A 16,996-nucleotide genomic window follows, 5' to 3' on the forward strand; every position below is an offset into this window, starting at 1 on the left:
GGTACTTCTCGCGGGACGAGATAGCTATTTCACCGAGTCAGTTGCTGCTTGTGCTGCCCCTCGTTTGATGAGATACCATGCAAGCAGTGCAATTGGTGCCAGTGCAACATTTCCCAGCACGAGCAGTTCTCGTGGGTACGTTTCAGGGGTGCGAATATCTACATTTGAATCTCTGTCGAGGTCCTCACAGGCAGCGGTTGCCGCGTGTAACCCTGTCGTAACTGCGCCTTCCATGGAAACTAAATCAACGTGCGACTGGCAGTAATCGCCTGCCATGTACAGGTTCGAGAGACTCGTTCGAGCAGTCGGCCGATACGGCCACACTCCGACTTCGTTCGTGAACAATGGCTCATTCTCGTGTGGTTGCAGATACGTGGTCCGGATGGCACTCTCGTCGAACGATGGAAGGTACGGTTTGAGGTCTGCTATGGGGTTCGGTCAGGAGAACGGACAGGCAACCTGCCTGGAAACGTCCGTGAGTTCCAATATTACGACGACCGAGAGACGCTTGGTGACATCCTTGACGAGTACGTTTTCACCGACGAACCGGACAAGAAGTTCGTCATCTTCGCTGCGCCCACGTCGCTTCGTAACCTTATCGATTACGCGGAAGCAGAGGGCATCGACGGAAGTGCTGAGGAGCTTATGGACTCGGGTAACGCCGCGATGTTTGATGCGATGCTTATCGATGAAGCCAGTATGATGGATCTGCCGTTGCTATTTCTGATTGGAGCTTTCCTACGCACAAAAGGACGGCTCCTCCTGGTCGGCGATCACCGACAGATGCAGCCGATTCAGAAACATGATTGGGAGAGTAAAGACCGTCAAACGATTGAGGAAAACACCCCACATGTCTCGGTTCTCGATTTGATCCGCTTCCTGCGTGGGGATGATGAAACAGAGTTTGAAGAACTGGAACGGGAGCTACCGGAATGGCCAAATCCGGATGCGGTCATTCCGATGGATCGACTGGAGATTACGTACCGACTCCCGCCAGCGATGGCTGCGCTTGCCTCTGAGTTGTTCTATAAAGAAGACGGTATCACCTCGACTCGGAGAGCGACGCCGAACACATGCCCGATGTCCGCGACGCGTCTCAGCCTCCATGGCTGGAGACTGCCCTCAACCCCATCTCCAGAGTTACTCTCCTGTTACACGATGATGCGATTGCAACGAAAGATAGCCCACTTGAATCGTACCTTATCAAACAAATCGAAGACGAACTGCCAGTTGTCGACGCTAATCCAGCAGACGATGAAGTAACCGGTGGGATTGCCGTCCCGTATCGCTTGATGCGTCGCCGACTCCAGAATCAGTCCGACCTTACTGTCGACACGGTGGAAAGGTTCCAAGGCGGCGAGCGTGACGTGATGGTGCTTGCCATGACGGCTGCCAACCAAGGATACGTTAACCAGCAAAATGAATTCTTGCTGGACGCGACACGGTTCAATGTCGGTGCTAGCCGGATGAAGCAGAAACTGTTCATCATCGTGTCGAAGTCGGTGTTCCGTGCTGCTAGTGACGACCCGAAAAAGTACGAGCAGCAGAAAGCTTGGAAGAAGCTGTACCAAGCAATGGTGGCTAATCAGGAGCCAGCCGCAACGACGACCGTTTCTCCGATGATGGTCACGGAACTCGAACAGGATGTCTCCGTTAAAGTGTACACTGGGTTCGAAGACTCTTCCTAACCTGTCAACTTCCTTGACGAGGAAGTTGCTCTCTCTATCGCTGAAAACGCCAGACTCGGTACTGAAGTCTCGAGCCGCATCTGAAGGTTATAGCGGAGCTGCCCCTTTTCCATCGAAGTGTCTGATAAGACTACTGTGAAGCTTAAACTGAACGCGAGGTGTGTCACTGCGCAGTTCAGTACAGTATCTCTGACTTCCAGTCAAACACAGCGACACACAACACCGTTCAATTTGATGGAGTAGCCGCTGTTTGTTATGGAAAAAAAGACTATCCTTTATTTAGTACATTGTGTACAAACATTATTTTTAATGATTGTTTAGGAACAAAATTTTGTCTGATGACAATATATCGTCGTATCCAGATACTGTCTGGGAGATCACCATGACCACACCGGAGGATTCCTACGAACCAGACGAACAGCAGAAGAATACAGGTACTAATCGGATGGGAATCCGGCGACGAGATACCTTAAAATTGCTCTGGATTGCTGCAATGCCCGGCGGAGTGATCGGGAGTCACCCCGATGTAGCAAAGGCTACACCCGATTTTGAAACCCAGGAGCTGACTGCCAGCGACAGCGACGCTGGCGACTCCTTCGACGATGCGGTCGCAGTTGTGGGACCCCCAGCGTTCATCGCGGCATTCCGCGACAGTGAGAACGCTGACAGTGCTGGGGCAGCGTACGTCTTCACACAGGATGGAGATGGGAGTTGGACCGAAGCGCAGAACTATGAGACGGTCCACACCGAAGCGGACCTAAACAACCACGGGCCGACGCGCGGTCGCATCATCCGCATCAACGCGACGGGTAACGTCCACGTCGCTGACGGGTCGTCGTGGACCAACGTGACCCAAGGCGGCGTGCCGATGGGCGGGCTGAACAACGTTGACTACGTGAGCGCCGATACGCCCATGTCGACCATCCAGCAGCGCATCACCGACGCGAAGGCGAACGGTCGTTCGAAGGTGGTCATCGTGGGTGACGAAGCGACGTGGACCGAGACGCTGCGCGTCCCGTCAAATTTCGTCGTGGAGTTTCAGGAAGGACTGGTTATCAACGTCTCCTCCGACCACGATATGGACACATTCAGGGTCGGTGGCGCCCCGTGGCAGGCCATCGTCCTGAACGAGAATCCGGAGACAGGCGACACGAACGTAACGGTGCGCGGCGGCGAGTTTGACTTTTCGAACATCCCGAACGACGGCACCAACACGAACGGCGTGTGGCTGCACAACTGCACGGATAGCCGCATGGAAGACGTCTACGTTCACGACGTCCACCTCGCACTTGACAACGGCCAGAACGCGGTCACGATGTCCGATTGCACGGACTGCGAGATGGTCGACTGCGAGGGTCGTCGCCCCGGCTATGACGGCATCAAGCTGGCAGGGTACAATGATAACATCATCGTTGAGAACTGCTGGGGCGGCGAGCGCACTGGCAGCGGCGGTGGCGTGCAGGTTTCGAGCATGGGAGCATCCAAGTACGGGACGTCAAGCAACATCACGTTCAAGAACTGTGAGACGGACCAGCAGATGATTGCCCACATCCGCTCCGGTGAGAACATTCGCTTTGAAGATTGCAAGGCGGATCACATCCACGTCATTGCAGACTACCGCGACGCCGATGGCGCGAAAGACTGCCGCTCGGTACATATCACCGACTGTGAGGCGAACCATATCACGTTTCAAGCCTACGACCAAGCCACGCTGAGCGAGGTTCGCATCAGCAACTGCCACCTGCACCAAGTGGGTGCGTCGGGCGGATTCACTCCCTACGTGGTCGGCGACTCCGGGTCTGGTGGCGGTGTCGTTCGGGACGTTGTCATTGACGGCTGCATCGTGGACGCGGGCGGAACGAGCGACCGCTTCCTCAACGCGACGGTCGAATCCGGCGGTGTGCTGGACGACTTGACAATCCAAAACAATTCGTTCTACACCTCGGACGGCAGCGGCACGTTTGTGCGCGCCTATGACGGGACAGACCCCATGACCGACGTCACCGTCCGGAACAACATCATCAATTGCAGTACGATGATTAGCTCGCGGGTGAACGGGCTGCGCTTCTACGATAACAAGATAGACGAGGACGACTACGTCCGTCTCGAAACGGGCACGGACGTGACGCTCTCGTCGGTTCACTCGAATAGCCCCATGCAACTGAGAGCAGCTGCACCAGGCGCTCCATCGACTGGCGACTTCTATATGGATGATGGCACCAACGTGACCGGTGCGAATTTTGGAAAGATGGTGTATGACGGCACTGCATGGCAGGAAATATGGTCAGTGTAGTACCATGTGAAGAAGACAGGCGAAGACCCGACGTGGACCTCAGCGCTGACCGGCAACTCGCTGCCGTGGTTCCCGCGCTGGCGAAGACTGGATCATCTTTGAGGGCCATCTGTGTTCGGTTAAGCGCTAACCTCCGTTCTGAAGGCTTCAACCACTCGTTCGTTGAGTAAGAGGCGTGACTTCTCTGGTTGGCGTGCGTTGCAAAACATGAGCTCAGCCAAGTTCGGCGGTGGATGTCCGAACGACTGGGCTAGATCTTCGAGGATGAGCTGGGCGAAAGACCGGAAGGTCTTCGCCCAGCGTTCTCGTGGAAACATCGTTTCTGAGTGCATCTTCTGAAAGACGCCAAGCAAGGCTCTGCTGACCGTTAGCGTCAGCAGAGCCGCTACCACGAGCAACTCCACGATTGCTGGATTGCTTGTCTGGAACTTCTCCAACCCGTACAGCGATTTCAATTCACGGAACAGCACTTCTACTTCCCATCGCACCCCGTACAACGCCGCGACTTGCTCCGGCGTGAACTCATCCGGGAGGTTCGTGATATACAGGTGATAGTCGTCGGTGTCCTCGTTGCGGACACCGACGACGCGGAACTCCATCGTTACACTCGAGCGCTTCTCGCCGTATTGACGGCGCTTGAAGCTTACTTCGGCGGTTACATCGATAATCTCTCGCGTGAGATTGCCGAGAACGTCCTGAAGACGACGGTCTGGTAAGGAAATGGCGCGGGCGCGCCATTTCCGACGCCCCTCGATGATTCGTGGGTTCGCGTTCGTCTTCAGCCGACTCAGGAAGAAGCCGCCGTTCTCTTCGATGAGTGCGAACCGACGGTAGCTGTAGAAGCCAAGATCGAACAGCAACAACCGCCCTCGCAGCCAGTTCCCTGTGCGGAACTGGCTGCTCTCGTGGCTTCGTTCGTCGGTAAGTTCGAACCGCTCGATTGTCTGTTTAGTGAGGTTGTGGACGAGATGAAGTTTCGCGCCTGATTGATCAGGGTGCGTAGCTGGAAACTCGCTCAGGAGCCGATGCAACCGGAACACGGTTGCATCGGCGATCATCACATCGCGGAACTGCTGGAGTTGTGGGGCGAGTGTGTGAGGGACTGCGACCTCCTCGAGCATGCTCTCGAGGAGGTTGCTGAGTAACTGTCCGAGTGCAGGTGTGAACCGATCGTAGAAGCTAGAGCGGGAGAGCGTCTGATTGGTCGCTGCGGCGTAGGCACGTTGAAACCCGGCGATAGTGCGGGATTCGCCGCCGACGGCGAATCCCAAGATGAGCGTCCAAACGAGGGCTGTAACATCGACTCTACGGTGGCGTTGGGACGACATCGCGCTCACGCGCGATGTCTTCGATAAGCTCTGCTGGAAAGAGGGAAGTGAGCCGCCGTCGAATAAGGTCTGGGGAGAGTTGGGATAGCACACCCTCTCCATGCGGTCTACAACGATAACTTAGCTAAGTGAGCACAGTCTCTCGGTTTCTCTGCTTAACCGAACACGGATGAACCCACGAGTGAGACTGCGTGCGTCCGAGTCACTCAACCCAGTCGTTCGGCTTGATTAACGCTCACAGCTTATCCCCCGAGCAGGGTCCTCAGACGACGTCGTTGACCCACAGTCTGTCACGTTTCCCGAGCACGGCCGGTGTAGCCATCTTGGTGCTACGTGCCCGTTCGTCTGTATTCATCGGGCAATGACGCTGAAAGGAGGGTTCGCTCCGCCTTCCGGAGATGTTCGTGTAGTGTCGCACGAGCGATGCCCAGTTCGTCGGCGAGTTCACTGTTTGTTATTTTCCGCGGCCAGTCGTAGTAACCGCGTGCGAGGGCTTCGGCCGTGACTTCGCGCTGCCGTTCAGTCAACGGCGATTCTGAGTTGGCGCGGAACTCCTTCAGTTTCCCGAGCGTGACCGTCCCGAAACTCGACAAGTCGTCGAGGATGTCCTTCAGATGTTCACGTCGGAAGACTAGGACGTGATACTCACGCTGGCGGCCGGAGACAGTGTTCGACCGGCGAAGTGTTCCGTGATTTTGGTAGATCGCGGTGTAGGCACCGCAGGACGGTTTTGTTACGAGGAGATTGTCGTCGTTTAGCCGACGGACATGCTTGACATGGTCAGTCGCTTCTACGACGTTCTCGAAACTCATCGACGACTTCTCCGTCGCTGGAAGTTACGGTACCTCACCGAATCTCGTCTACGCCGGCACTGACTCGGAGGGCAACGACTTCCAGATGCTCGAAATTCTCTACGGCGGCATCCCGGCCCGTCCGGGCGGCGATGGCCTCGATGGCCACTCGTGGTGGCCGCTGTTCCGGACGGTCCCAGCGGAGTATCAAGAGGCGTACTACCCACTGACGATAGACGAGTACAGCACACGGGCTGACACCGGTGGCTCTGGCGAGTTCCGCGGGGGGCACGGTATCACGAAGGTCTTCACCTTCGAGGAGGATGGTGCGATAACCTTCCAAGACGACCGCGCGCATACGTACCCCTGGGGCGTCGACGGGGGCAAGCACGCTGAGACGAGCGAGAAGCGGTTGATTCGGGCAGATGGGAGCGAAGAGCATCTGCTGTCAAAAGTCGAGAACGTTGCAGTGGCGGCGGGAGACAAACTCGTCTTTAGCACCGCTGGCGGTGGTGGCCTCGGCGACCCCCTCGACCGCGACCCCGATGTCGTCGCCCGTGAAATGAAGCGTGGTCTCGTCTCTGAATCGGCCGCTGAGACGAAGTATGGCGTTGTCATCGCAGACGACGGTACAGTGGACGAGAGCGCAACAGCCGATAGACGCTCTGAGATCCGCGAGACGCGTGACGAACTCGACCAGTTCGACTATGGTCCACTCCCAGATGAGGACACCCTCGGGGAACAGATTAGCGATGAACGCCGCTCGTTCGAGAACCGGCACAGCTGAGCCATCGTTAGTATCTCCACTATGAACTCCCCACATTCCACCGAGTACGATGCCGACGCGTTCGGGTCGAGCGTCGGCCTCGGTGACCAACCCGCACTCCTCGTGATTGATTTGATTAACGCTTTCACCGATCCGACCACTAAACTCGGGTCGGACGTGAGCGGGGTCCTCGAGCAGACCGCTCGCCTTCTCACCGCGTTCCGCGAACACGACTGTCCGCGGTACTTCACAACTGTCGCGTTCGAAGAGTCCTACGGCGACGCTGGGCGGTTCATCGAGAAAGTGCCCGCGCTTCGAGAGCTGCGACTCGGTACCGACGCGGTCGAAGTCGACGATCGAGTCGCACCTGAGGGTGACGAACGCGTCATTCTCAAAAAATACGCGAGCGCGTTCTTCGGCACCGACCTTGCGACAGAACTGACGACACACCGCGTGGATACCCTCGTCCTCGCAGGCGTCACGACCAGCGGCTGTGTTCGTGCGACAGCCGTCGATAGCCTCCAGCATGGCTACCGGACCATCGTCCCGGCTGACGCAGTCGGTGACCGCGCCGACGGACCACACCAAGCGAACCTCTTCGACATCGACGCGAAATACGGCGACGTCGTGACAACCGACGCCGTCGTTAACCATCTCTCAAACAATGAATACTGACTTTGACACCCAGACTGCATCGAACCCGACTCTCACCTGTGCTCGAGGTGAGTGGAAATGACCGACTCCGGCGCAGCGCTTCGAGAACATCTCGATGGCGACGGACTGCTGGTTTGCCCCGGCGTTCACGACCCGCTCACGGCCGCTGTCGCCGATGCCGTTGGCTTCGACACGATCTACATGACTGGCTACGGAACGTCGCTGTCGAAGATCGGCTACCCGGACGCTGGGTTCATCACGATGCCGGAGATGATCGACAACGCCGCGAACATCCAAGAACGCATCAGTGTTCCTCTCATCGCCGATGCTGACAACGGCTACGGCAACGCGACCAACGTTATCCGAACAGTTCGTGAGTACATCAAAGCCGGCGTCGGCGGCATCCATATCGAAGACCAGACGTTCCCCAAACGATGCGGCCACACGAAGGGGCGGCAGGTTATCCCGCGTGAGGAAGCCGTCGGTAAAATTGCGGCCGCAGCTGATACGCGGGACGAGCGGGGTGAGGAATTCGTTCTTATCGCCCGTACCGACGCTCGCGGGACCGGCGATGGGTCTGTCGACGAGGCCATCGGCCGTGTCAACGACTTCCTCGACGCTGGTGCCGACGTGGCATTTGTGGAGGGCCCCACCGACGAAGACGAACTGCGCCGCATCGGCCGAGAGGTCGACGGGCGACTTGTCTACAACTTCGTCGGTGACCTCGGGTCTTCGCCGTACGTTGACCTGCCGGCGTTGGATGACTGGGGCTTCGACATCGTGTTGTTCCCCATCGCTGCGACGCTCTCGACCATCGCGAACGTCTATGCTGACTTCAGTGCGTTTGCTGCCGATCCTGTAGCAGCGATGCGTCGTATCGACGACGAGTTCAACGAGCAACCTTTCGAGAGCCTCCACGAGTTCTCCGGCTTCCCGGATGTGGTCGAGTGGGAAGAACAGTACCTCCCTGACGAGGAACAGGAGAAATACGATGGGTCGCTCGGGGACGACGTCGCGTAGTCGTTGTTAGCGGACCTAGTCCTGTTGTGAAGGAGACTGTTACAGTGTCGATCGTTCCCCTACCTTCCCCACGGCAGTAGCTAACTCGTTGAGATGCTCCGTTCTGAAGTGTTCTCGGAGGTGACGTGATGGTGGATTACGAGGTAGAAGAGTCGCTTTCACGTTGGTTCGGTCGAACGCAGCTCCGATAACCGACCGGTAGGTTTTGCTCGTGGCATATCCGATGATGGCATCGAACTGGTGTCCGTACGTATCAAGATATCTAACTAGTCGATCTCATACACAGCCGATTCGGAGAGTGGCGTCACCTCGAGTGCGTCGTCGACCTTCGAGCGATCGACACTCGGCACCCGCTCGCGATCGATGCCCGCCTCCGCAAGGCGAGCTAGCACGTCCTCGTCATCCTTGAGCGAGCGGTTGCGCCGACTTATCTGTTAGACAGATCCATGCTGTCCGGCGGCGGGCGATCATGATGTAGGCGGCCGATGAGGATGCCAGCCACTGCTTGGCGGAATTCGTTGGCATCTCATTGGACGTCCGAGAGCAGCGTGTAGATGTTGACAAGTGCGTCCGTCTCCAATGCGGGCAGATCAGTCACGTCGTGGCGTTCGAGCGCATCGACGAGCAACAGTGCATCGGCGTAGACGTCGAGACTTTCGGGTTCGGACTTCGTCATCGGCGCTGAAGTCCGACTCGACCACCTGTGTCGTCGTGACGGGTTCAGCCTCGGTAACTGTGCCGTAATCAGGGTTGGTCACACTACAGTTGAAAGGGCAACTGCGAGTGATTCGCAGCGCTATTAGACTGTGCGTCAAGATGCCTTCGACATCGCGTAAGAGCGTGTTCGGTTCACCAAGAGAATCTACGCTCACCGACTAAAATAGCGGACTTCCGACTGTCAGCGCTATGGCACCGATAACGACCATTGCTCCGATGATCTTTGGAAGACTCGGAGCGTAACCGGCGGTTGCCCCCGTCGGAAGTGACTGGGACCGTTCAGTTGGTTGAGTACCTTCTGATAATTCCCCAGCATTAGGGTGCTCATCCGCAGTGTTACTCGTAAAGAATAGAAACAGTACAGCAAGTACGAGTGCCGTTCCACAGAAGATAGCTAAGTCACGGGTTGTATCTGTAACAAGGTTAATCGCGATCTTCCCAAATTTGATGTCTAGTTTAGACATTCTAGACTTGTAGATTTGAATACTAATAAAATTATTTATGTTTTGTGAGGATCATATGAGGGCTACTGTGACCATGTTCACACACACACGGAACACTCCTGTGACTACGACAGACTGCGAGTGCTGGTTCTCTCAGAGGAATCTACAGACGAACAAGGCAAGTGCCTCGGGGTTTGACCCTATGTGAAGCCGGCACTTAGACGTGTTCTGTTCGTTCGAGATACCGTTCAATCGTCTCGTTCGACACTTGGCCTTTCGTCTCGATGTAGTACGTTTGAATCTTGAGAGTGCCTTGGAGAGAGGGTGAGTAGAGGACGTCGGTTGGAGATCGTCAAGCACTTCTCTGAAAAAGAATCGGACAGGTGAATCGATGAGGCTCAAAAGGCGGATAAGACCCGCCTCCTCCGTCGATTGTGCTTTGTCATGAATCTTGACGCGGGGGGATACGCTCGATGAAGCCGGTCGTCGTGTTGGTGTCTCACAACCGACCAGTAGTCGCTGGGCTCGCGCGTGGGATGATGGTGGTTGGTCGCCGTCCTGGATCGAGGCCTTGAACTGGCCAAGTAAGTCTGCAGTCAGTATGTGCTGTTGAACGAGTGCACTGAGGGCTGCAATCTGTTGCCGTCGAGGGTACAGTATACATCAGGAAGGCCAAATTCTGTCAATTAATATTATACTATAATTGAAATATGCGTCTGTTGTCTAGCGAAAAATGGCAGAATGTTTATAGTATTGTGTGGTGTGTTAACGTGTATGATACAAGTTCCGGACCGAATATTTGCACTTGGTGGCGCAGGAAAGCAACTGGCGTTTGAATTGCTCGAGAGTGACTGGGTGCTAGAAGAGATTCTGGCTCCTAAGCGAGCCCCTTGTGAGATGGAGGTCACGATTGTCGATACCGCCGAAGAAGAAGCTAAGAGTGGGGCGAAGGGTGGCGATCTTGAGCGGGTTGATGAAATTAAGCGCCACATTAAATCTATCCGAAGTGAATATCGAGACCAGGAAACCGAACATGCACCCGGCAATATCGATGTCAAGTACAAATTGCTCACAGAGAATATTCGACTGGACCGGCAACTCGACTTAATAGGCAGCGAGGAAGTCGACCGAATTACTGCAGGTAATGGGATGCCCAGAGACGATTGGTGGCTTCAATCAGGCCATATCAACGAGAATCTCGACTTCGCAAAAGGAGTGATTCGAAAACGTGGGTTGAGCAAGGCACTCTACTACAAAACCTATGCAGAAGACGATCTGCAATCGGTTATCGATTTGCCCGAAAAGGGACAAGTTGCACTGCTGGTTGGGATGGGGGGTGGCACGGGAGCTGGTCTCTTGATAGACCTCGCCCACCACCTCAAAGAAGAACAGTCGACTGCGAACCTCACTCTCTTCGGTGTTCTGCCGAATAACGCCGAGGGGAAGAAAGAAAATACAAATGCATTTGCACTCCTTTCGGAATTAGAGTACCTCTCGTTAACTGATTCCAACCCTTTTATTGCACAGATTCTGTTCCCAATTGAGCCCACGGACTATAAGGGGAAGATCGACCAAATGAGCCCGAGTGTGGATTATCTGCAGGAGTTCGACGAAGCATTTGTGTATTCGTTACTACTCTACTATAATACGCAGAAGCTGAAAGAAGACCTCTTTGACTCGTCGTCATACGCACCGTTCTCCATGGCGGTCCCCATGGTGCTGCGATACAATATTGCGGCTATCGAAGAGTTCCGAGCAACTATCGACGCCTATCTTGAACGCAAAGAAGAGTCGATGAACGCCGAAACTCGGCTCTACGATGGTATCGATGAATTTCTTGAGATATACTACCCCGATGTGTCGGGAGAACTGAGTGAAGAAGACGAGGTGGACTTAGAGCGACGTATCGATCAGATTGAAACGTTAATCTCGCTCGATTTGTTCTCCGATCTCGAATATGAATCTACATCGGTGTTTCGAACGGAGGTACTTACACCAGCGCGAGAGGCAATTGATGCCGAGGAACAAGAGACGCCGAAAGGACTCGAACAGTTTATTGATGTCATGGTTGAGTCAGTTCGAGCAAAGTCACTCCAGCAGCTTGACGCGTCGATCAAGGAAGACCAGCGTCTCGCTGAAGTACTTGAACAGGACGTGCTATTGCTTGGCCGTCGAAAAGACATTCTTCGCCGACTCAAAGGCGTCTCGAACCCAAAAGTACGGGGTGCTTTGGAGTATCTAGTTGGGCTCCAAGAAGGAAATGCAGGGGCGAAGTCGACCCAGCTGAACCGCAAGTACGAGCAGGCACAAACAGCACTGAACCAGACCGAATCGAAACTACAGAGCACCCGTGAGGAACTTGAGCAGTTACGCACCAACCAATCTGCTGAAATCACACAGAAGACGAACAAGTGGGCAGACAACGTTGACGCCCAGCTTGAGCAGCTCGACACGCTCGAATCGGCACCGATACGGCAGAACGTAGAGGCTCTCCGGGGGAGTCTGCAGGATTTCCGTAGAAAGTTAGAGCGGGCACGCTCCCCTGGCGAGGTAGATGCTATCGAAGTCACTGACATCAGGGAGTCACTTACGGCACTTGATGAGAACCTCAATCGGGTCGATGTCTATTTCGAGAGCTCAGACATAACTGACGCCGTCGAAACGGCAAAAAAAGCTCGGGTTACCCACTTTAATGTATATCTCGATAAGGGAATTGGCAAATTCTTTCCATGGGAATCGAAGACGGAGAAAGAGCGCAAAAGTGCACAGAAACAGTTCGCTGTGCATCGTACGAAACTACGTGGTCAAGACACCGCAGTGCTCGAAGTGGCGGATAGGGGGGGAGAATTCAAATGCAAGGTCGAATTTGATGGCACAGATCTCCTGCTAAAAATTGATGAGAATCGAACAGAACTTGTCGAGGATATGCTTACAGAGTTCGAGCGAGTCGTTACGGACCCTCTGCCTGATGATGTATCCCGACTAAGAGAAGAGCTTGAACACGGAAGCGACCAAGAACAACTTCGGCAGGTCGTCTCCCAGGCGCTTGAACGTGAAATCAGTGGCGCTGATGAGCTACAATCAGAAACCGACAGACTCGAAGAGAAGCTGCAGCAACAGCGGAACGAGACGGAACTCTTTGAGGCCGCACGTAGAGCAATCACTGACCTGAATGGACTAACGACGACGTTTGCTCAGGAAGTTAACGCATATCGTGAGGGAATCAGAAGCTTAGAGGAGACTAGTCACCAGCAATCGCCGATCGACGAAGAATATTCGTTCCTGAAAAGTGTTCAACCACACAATGTGTTCCGGGCAACCGGCAAACACGGACTAGCCGATAGTGAACTCCTCGACGAACGAAAAGAAAAACAGCAGCTGCAGGACTATATCAGCGAACTTGCGGACAGAGCACGGTCTGCGCAGTACTGTGGTCTCCGCAAGCGAAAGCTGATTGGTGACAAAAGTCGATACGAAGGAATACGCATCAATGTCGGGCTCGCCTCCGAAGCGTCACTGCACGGTATTGTCAACCTGGAATCTCCTTTCCAAAATGCATTCGAACTTGACAAGAGTAAGCTGACGACCCACTACGGACAGTGGCAGCGTGACTTTGGTGGCCCGTGGGACATCGGGATGACCACGTTCATTACTGGAGTGTTTCTCGACAATATCCGTCTTGCTGTTGGACCGAATGGATACGCAGAGCACTACTACAATTACAAGGCGAAGCTTGGCGACGACATCCTCATTCATCATGCCCTCGGGTTAGAGGAGGGTTATTTCGTCCGACGTAAGAATATGTTTAACGTCGAAAATATAGAAGACGTCAAGGGTTTCTTGCGAACGGAGGGGGATGTCAAAGGAATGCTCCTCAACACGTTTGAGACGGTCTCACTCCAAGATGAGAGCAGTGGTGACGGACAGTTGGGCATTACCGACGAGGCTGTGGAGACCAGCAATGAGCCAGCCCACTTCGAGGACGATGGCGACGCTTGAAGTAGAATCGGTTGAAGAGATGAACCGCTTTGAGGAGATGCTTGCGACCCTCGCCGATAACCGCGAGTTCCTCTCGGTAGTTGGATACTTCGTCATGGTGCTGGTCACCTCCGCCTTCTTGGCTCCGATGCTCGGGATTGCTTGGACGACAGGGGGCCTTGCATTTTTACTGGTGAATATTCCAGTCGAACTGGGGCTCATTGGGCTGCCTCCCCTATCAGTATTGTTGATCGGCGTTTGGTTAGGGCTTCTGCTGTTGTTATTGTTATTTGATATGAAGAAAAGACTTCAGGGACTGTTCCTCGTTATTGGAACCCTCGTTGCTTTGCTTGGGTTATGCTCGGTCGGTCTTGTCTGTGGTAACCTCAATCTATTCGATAACCTCGAGTGGCTCGGGGCTGGCCTTCTTGTTGGCACGGTCTTAGGTGGAGGGCGAGACCTTCCGTCGCTACTTGACAACCAAAGTGTCGAGTTCCGGGATGCTGCTCAGTGGGTATTCTATCTAGGGTCACTGCTGGTCATCGCTGGATTTGTGGAGGCTCATATCCAGTACCCGCTTGAGGTCACCGGTAGTGCGGTAACTTTAGGGGGGAGTTTCGGACTTGACAGCCCTCCTGGTCGAAGCGCATTGTTCGACGCTGCACTCACTGGAACGTTTGTATACACACTCGGGAAGTTCATTCAATACGATGCTGAAACTGACTTATTCATTCTTGGTCCATCTGACTCAGGCAAGTCGTTGTTGCTGCTCGGGGCGTATTACCAGGCTTCCGAGAACATCAATGAAAAATATGCTCCCCAGCCAAACACTGAGTTTTACCAAGTGCTTGGAGAGGTTGATGACAACTTACGTCGAATGAATAACAGCGGGGACATCCACTGGCCCGTAGCTGGGAATAATCCGGACGAGTCGAAGAACATCGGTTTTGAGTTCGTGCACGGGTCGGCGTTCCCGAAAAATGTTGAGGTCCACACAGTAGACTACGCTGGAGAATGGCTCGAATTTGTTCCGGATGTCATCACGATGGACAACCAGCAACTTGACCAATACCTCGACGAGGAAGGTTACGACAATTTGGATGTTCTACTCAGTATTAAGCGGGGCATCAAGGCAGCAGATGTGTTAGTGTTTCTCATCGACGTAGAGAAACACGTCGCTGGGGAGCCTCTGGAGATCGGGACGTATCACGAAATCTGCGAGAAAACAAGCGGGAAGAGAGTGCTCTTGATCGCAACGAAATGTGACCTCTTGGCGGAGCAGTTTGAGCAGGAGACTGGACTTGATCCACTCTTACAATTCACTGACTTCCAGCAGTACGTGCAAGAGCGATTGACCCGTAGACAACAAGTTCAGAGCCTCGTGAATCAAGCGGCCGGGTCGATGATACATCCAGTCTGGTATCAGACACGGGAACATTCAGCAGTAACAGCAGAGACGGAAAATAACGTCGAACGAATCCCATCACTAACCGAAGACGGTCAGATGGTCCCTGTCGGGTTTGACCAACTCTTAGACCACTTTGGGCGAGGACGATGAGTGAACTCATAATCTACGACCGATTTGGTGACCCGGTGGACGCTGATGTGTCTTCAGAGGAACGGTACAAGATGTTCGATCGGAAAAGCGTTCTCCTCTACCTTGACACAAGCAGCCCTCGCCCGACGCTTATCAGTTCGTTCCGAGCACAGAACCAACCCGGAAGCCGGTCAAATCGATTTTTAGCGCATTTCACCGGTGATGACATTGAGTCGTTATTCAAAGACTGCTCTCATCACATCGAGCGACGCGCGGATGAACTCGGTTGGAAGTTAGACACCAGTTCGCACGATAACCGAGTGAATACCTTTCTTGGACTCACTGAGCCACCTATTAAGCTAGATTCTTCCGAGCAAAAAGAACAACTCATCTCTTGGCTGCTCGAGCAACAGCGACGCATTGATTTTGGTGTCTCCGACGTTCAATTCGGTATTCGTGTGCTGAAGCAGCTGCTAAGAAAAGGTCACACAAATAGTATTTTTGCGATTTGCAACAACGGTCGTGTTCCAGAAATCAACGAGGCTGACCTTGTTCTCAAACCAAGTGCCAGAGGGCCGGAACAACTCCACCCAATTGGGGATACTAAAAAAGACCTGCAAGAGGCCCGGGAACACTGGAGTCAGCATTTCGTTGAGAAAGAAATGAAAGCAATCACCGATGCCATCGTCGACAGGGTACAGCAGATCAGACGTCGAACCAACTATGAGGAGGGAAAACTCAACGATGATATTAAGAACGCAATTAATCAGGGTTGCCGTCAATCTGGACTACCAATTCGTGCGACGACCAGTGAGACGCTTTCAGAAGTGGACGAACTTCGAAGCGAAGTTCGTCGACTCAAGAGCAGACCCAAGAATGACACCTCCATCCCGACTGCAGTCCCTATTTTCGTCGTGGTGCTTTTGGTCGTAGCCTTTGTAACTGGTGCTGTCTTCTCACCACCAGTCGCTGCGGTTCCGATACTCGGTGAGTATTTATCCAGTGGTAATCTCACTTGGACAGAAAGCCCAACTTACAACAGCAGCACCGGAACACTAAGTCTGTCCGGGACAGCACCGGCGCAAACAGAATACGTTTTGGTGAACGTTTCTAACCAATCGCACACCGTCTCTGTTCCCGTCACAACAGCTGCTGATGGTACATTCGAGCTGTCGCGCCAAGTAAACCACCTCTTCGAGATGGAATTTGCTGCCATTGAGACAGAGCAATACCAAGTCACTGTGAGCGCCGGCAAGCAGCAGACGCGACCCGAACCCGTCCGCATCGTCCCACCGGCATCAGTTATCCTGTACGAGCCAATTGATGGCCAGCGATTTGATGGTTCAACGTTCACGATTCGGGGTATTGCTACGAATTCAGACTCGGTTGTGATCGCAGTCAGTGCAGGCGATCAGCCGGTGTACACAGAGACTTTGAATTCGACAGTGATGGACGGGGGTCGGTTCAGCAAGGTGATTACTGGGCTATCAAAGGCCGACAATTATACTGTGACGGTCACTGCGCGTCGAAATCAGCAGGAATTCGATAAGCAGACAGTTGTACTACTAGGACCGGGGCAAAGTAGCACCGGTGATAGCCGTTCCCAGATGGCGGCTGAGAAACGGAAGTCGTCTGAGACTTATCCTCTGCACTCAGACGTAAGCAATAGAGCGTTCCGAGGTTACAACTAATGGCTACTCTTTCAGGGACGTCGCATACAATTTCCGGGGTTGTCGGTCTCCTCTTTGCGTCGTATGTCGCACTCTATCTCGAACGATACG

Annotated in this window: 10 protein-coding genes and 3 pseudogenes; 9 read left to right on the forward strand and 4 right to left on the reverse strand. The window is 54.0% G+C overall.

Going from position 1 to position 16,996, the window contains the following annotated elements:
- Positions 1-24 precede the first annotated feature (24 nt).
- A complete protein-coding gene (locus tag BSG17_RS28705; RefSeq protein ID WP_394327976.1) occupies positions 25-276 on the reverse strand; it encodes a hypothetical protein in 252 nt (83 codons plus the stop codon).
- On the opposite strand from BSG17_RS28705, the gene BSG17_RS26275 reads away from it, so the two are divergent.
- The 3 genes from BSG17_RS26275 to BSG17_RS19650 all read left to right on the forward strand — a co-directional run bounded on the left by BSG17_RS26275 (position 250) and on the right by BSG17_RS19650 (position 3,981).
- Positions 250-1,263: an AAA family ATPase gene (locus tag BSG17_RS26275; RefSeq protein ID WP_244531620.1), complete on the forward strand. Its 1,014-nt coding sequence runs from the start codon at positions 250-252 to the stop codon at positions 1,261-1,263. The two genes, BSG17_RS28705 and BSG17_RS26275, sit on opposite strands and share 27 nt — an antisense overlap.
- Before the next feature lie 29 nt (positions 1,264-1,292).
- On the forward strand, positions 1,293-1,688 hold the full coding sequence (locus BSG17_RS27225) for an AAA domain-containing protein (protein ID WP_170864885.1): 396 nt from the start codon (positions 1,293-1,295) through the stop codon (positions 1,686-1,688).
- A 382-nt stretch (positions 1,689-2,070) separates the two neighbouring features.
- The gene (locus BSG17_RS19650) at positions 2,071-3,981 is read left to right on the forward strand and encodes an FG-GAP repeat protein (protein ID WP_089827128.1); all 1,911 of its coding nucleotides are present in this window, start codon (positions 2,071-2,073) and stop codon (positions 3,979-3,981) included.
- A gap of 119 nt (positions 3,982-4,100) precedes the next feature.
- Here the strand turns inward: BSG17_RS19650 and BSG17_RS19655 are convergent.
- Positions 4,101-5,400, reverse strand: a pseudogene (locus tag BSG17_RS19655) (IS4 family transposase).
- Between the two features lie 238 nt (positions 5,401-5,638).
- Positions 5,639-6,121: a helix-turn-helix domain-containing protein gene (locus BSG17_RS19660; RefSeq protein WP_089827129.1), complete on the reverse strand. Its 483-nt coding sequence runs from the start codon at positions 6,119-6,121 to the stop codon at positions 5,639-5,641.
- On the opposite strand from BSG17_RS19660, the pseudogene BSG17_RS19665 reads away from it, so the two are divergent.
- The 3 genes and pseudogenes from BSG17_RS19665 to BSG17_RS19675 all read left to right on the forward strand — a co-directional run.
- Positions 6,099-6,887, forward strand: a pseudogene (locus BSG17_RS19665) (hydantoinase B/oxoprolinase family protein); the annotation flags it as partial. The gene BSG17_RS19660 and the pseudogene BSG17_RS19665 sit on opposite strands and share 23 nt — an antisense overlap.
- Before the next feature lie 21 nt (positions 6,888-6,908).
- A complete protein-coding gene (locus BSG17_RS19670; RefSeq protein ID WP_089827130.1) occupies positions 6,909-7,541 on the forward strand; it encodes an isochorismatase family protein in 633 nt (210 codons plus the stop codon).
- A gap of 57 nt (positions 7,542-7,598) precedes the next feature.
- Positions 7,599-8,540, forward strand: a complete 942-nt coding sequence (locus BSG17_RS19675; RefSeq protein WP_089827131.1) for an isocitrate lyase/PEP mutase family protein — start codon at positions 7,599-7,601, stop codon at positions 8,538-8,540.
- Positions 8,541-8,809: 269 nt separating this feature from the next.
- On the opposite strand, the pseudogene BSG17_RS27980 reads toward BSG17_RS19675, so the two are convergent.
- Positions 8,810-9,286 (reverse strand): annotated as a pseudogene (locus BSG17_RS27980) (hypothetical protein); the annotation flags it as partial.
- Between the two features lie 1,188 nt (positions 9,287-10,474).
- Here BSG17_RS27980 and BSG17_RS19685 point away from each other — a divergent pair.
- The 3 genes from BSG17_RS19685 to BSG17_RS26285 are packed head-to-tail and all read left to right on the forward strand — an operon-like array spanning position 10,475 to position 16,906.
- Positions 10,475-13,699: a tubulin-like doman-containing protein gene (locus BSG17_RS19685; protein WP_089827132.1), complete on the forward strand. Its 3,225-nt coding sequence runs from the start codon at positions 10,475-10,477 to the stop codon at positions 13,697-13,699.
- On the forward strand, positions 13,686-15,236 hold the full coding sequence (locus BSG17_RS19690; RefSeq protein WP_139246718.1) for a P-loop NTPase family protein: 1,551 nt from the start codon (positions 13,686-13,688) through the stop codon (positions 15,234-15,236). Before BSG17_RS19685 ends, BSG17_RS19690 begins: the two co-directional genes overlap by 14 nt.
- Positions 15,233-16,906: a hypothetical protein gene (locus tag BSG17_RS26285; RefSeq protein ID WP_139246719.1), complete on the forward strand. Its 1,674-nt coding sequence runs from the start codon at positions 15,233-15,235 to the stop codon at positions 16,904-16,906. The genes BSG17_RS19690 and BSG17_RS26285 overlap by 4 nt, the downstream gene beginning before the upstream one ends.
- The last annotated feature ends 90 nt before the right edge of the window (positions 16,907-16,996 follow it).

This window comes from Halogranum amylolyticum, from assembly GCF_900110465.1.
Lineage (GTDB): Archaea > Halobacteriota > Halobacteria > Halobacteriales > Haloferacaceae > Halogranum > Halogranum amylolyticum.

What these genes read in the sequence shown, in the direction of transcription:
- BSG17_RS19685 (WP_089827132.1), top strand. Translation starts at nt 10,475, where the DNA reads ATGATACAAGTTCCGGACCGAATATTTGCACTTGGTGGCGCAGGAAAG.
- BSG17_RS19675 (WP_089827131.1), top strand. Translation starts at nt 7,599, where the DNA reads ATGACCGACTCCGGCGCAGCGCTTCGAGAACATCTCGATGGCGACGGA.
- BSG17_RS19690 (WP_139246718.1), top strand. Translation starts at nt 13,686, where the DNA reads ATGGCGACGCTTGAAGTAGAATCGGTTGAAGAGATGAACCGCTTTGAG.
- BSG17_RS19670 (WP_089827130.1), top strand. Translation starts at nt 6,909, where the DNA reads ATGAACTCCCCACATTCCACCGAGTACGATGCCGACGCGTTCGGGTCG.
- BSG17_RS26285 (WP_139246719.1), top strand. Translation starts at nt 15,233, where the DNA reads ATGAGTGAACTCATAATCTACGACCGATTTGGTGACCCGGTGGACGCT.
- BSG17_RS19650 (WP_089827128.1), top strand. Translation starts at nt 2,071, where the DNA reads ATGACCACACCGGAGGATTCCTACGAACCAGACGAACAGCAGAAGAAT.
- BSG17_RS27225 (WP_170864885.1), top strand. Translation starts at nt 1,293, where the DNA reads ATGCGTCGCCGACTCCAGAATCAGTCCGACCTTACTGTCGACACGGTG.
- BSG17_RS19660 (WP_089827129.1), bottom strand. Translation starts at nt 6,121, where the DNA reads ATGAGTTTCGAGAACGTCGTAGAAGCGACTGACCATGTCAAGCATGTC.
- BSG17_RS28705 (WP_394327976.1), bottom strand. Translation starts at nt 276, where the DNA reads ATGGCAGGCGATTACTGCCAGTCGCACGTTGATTTAGTTTCCATGGAA.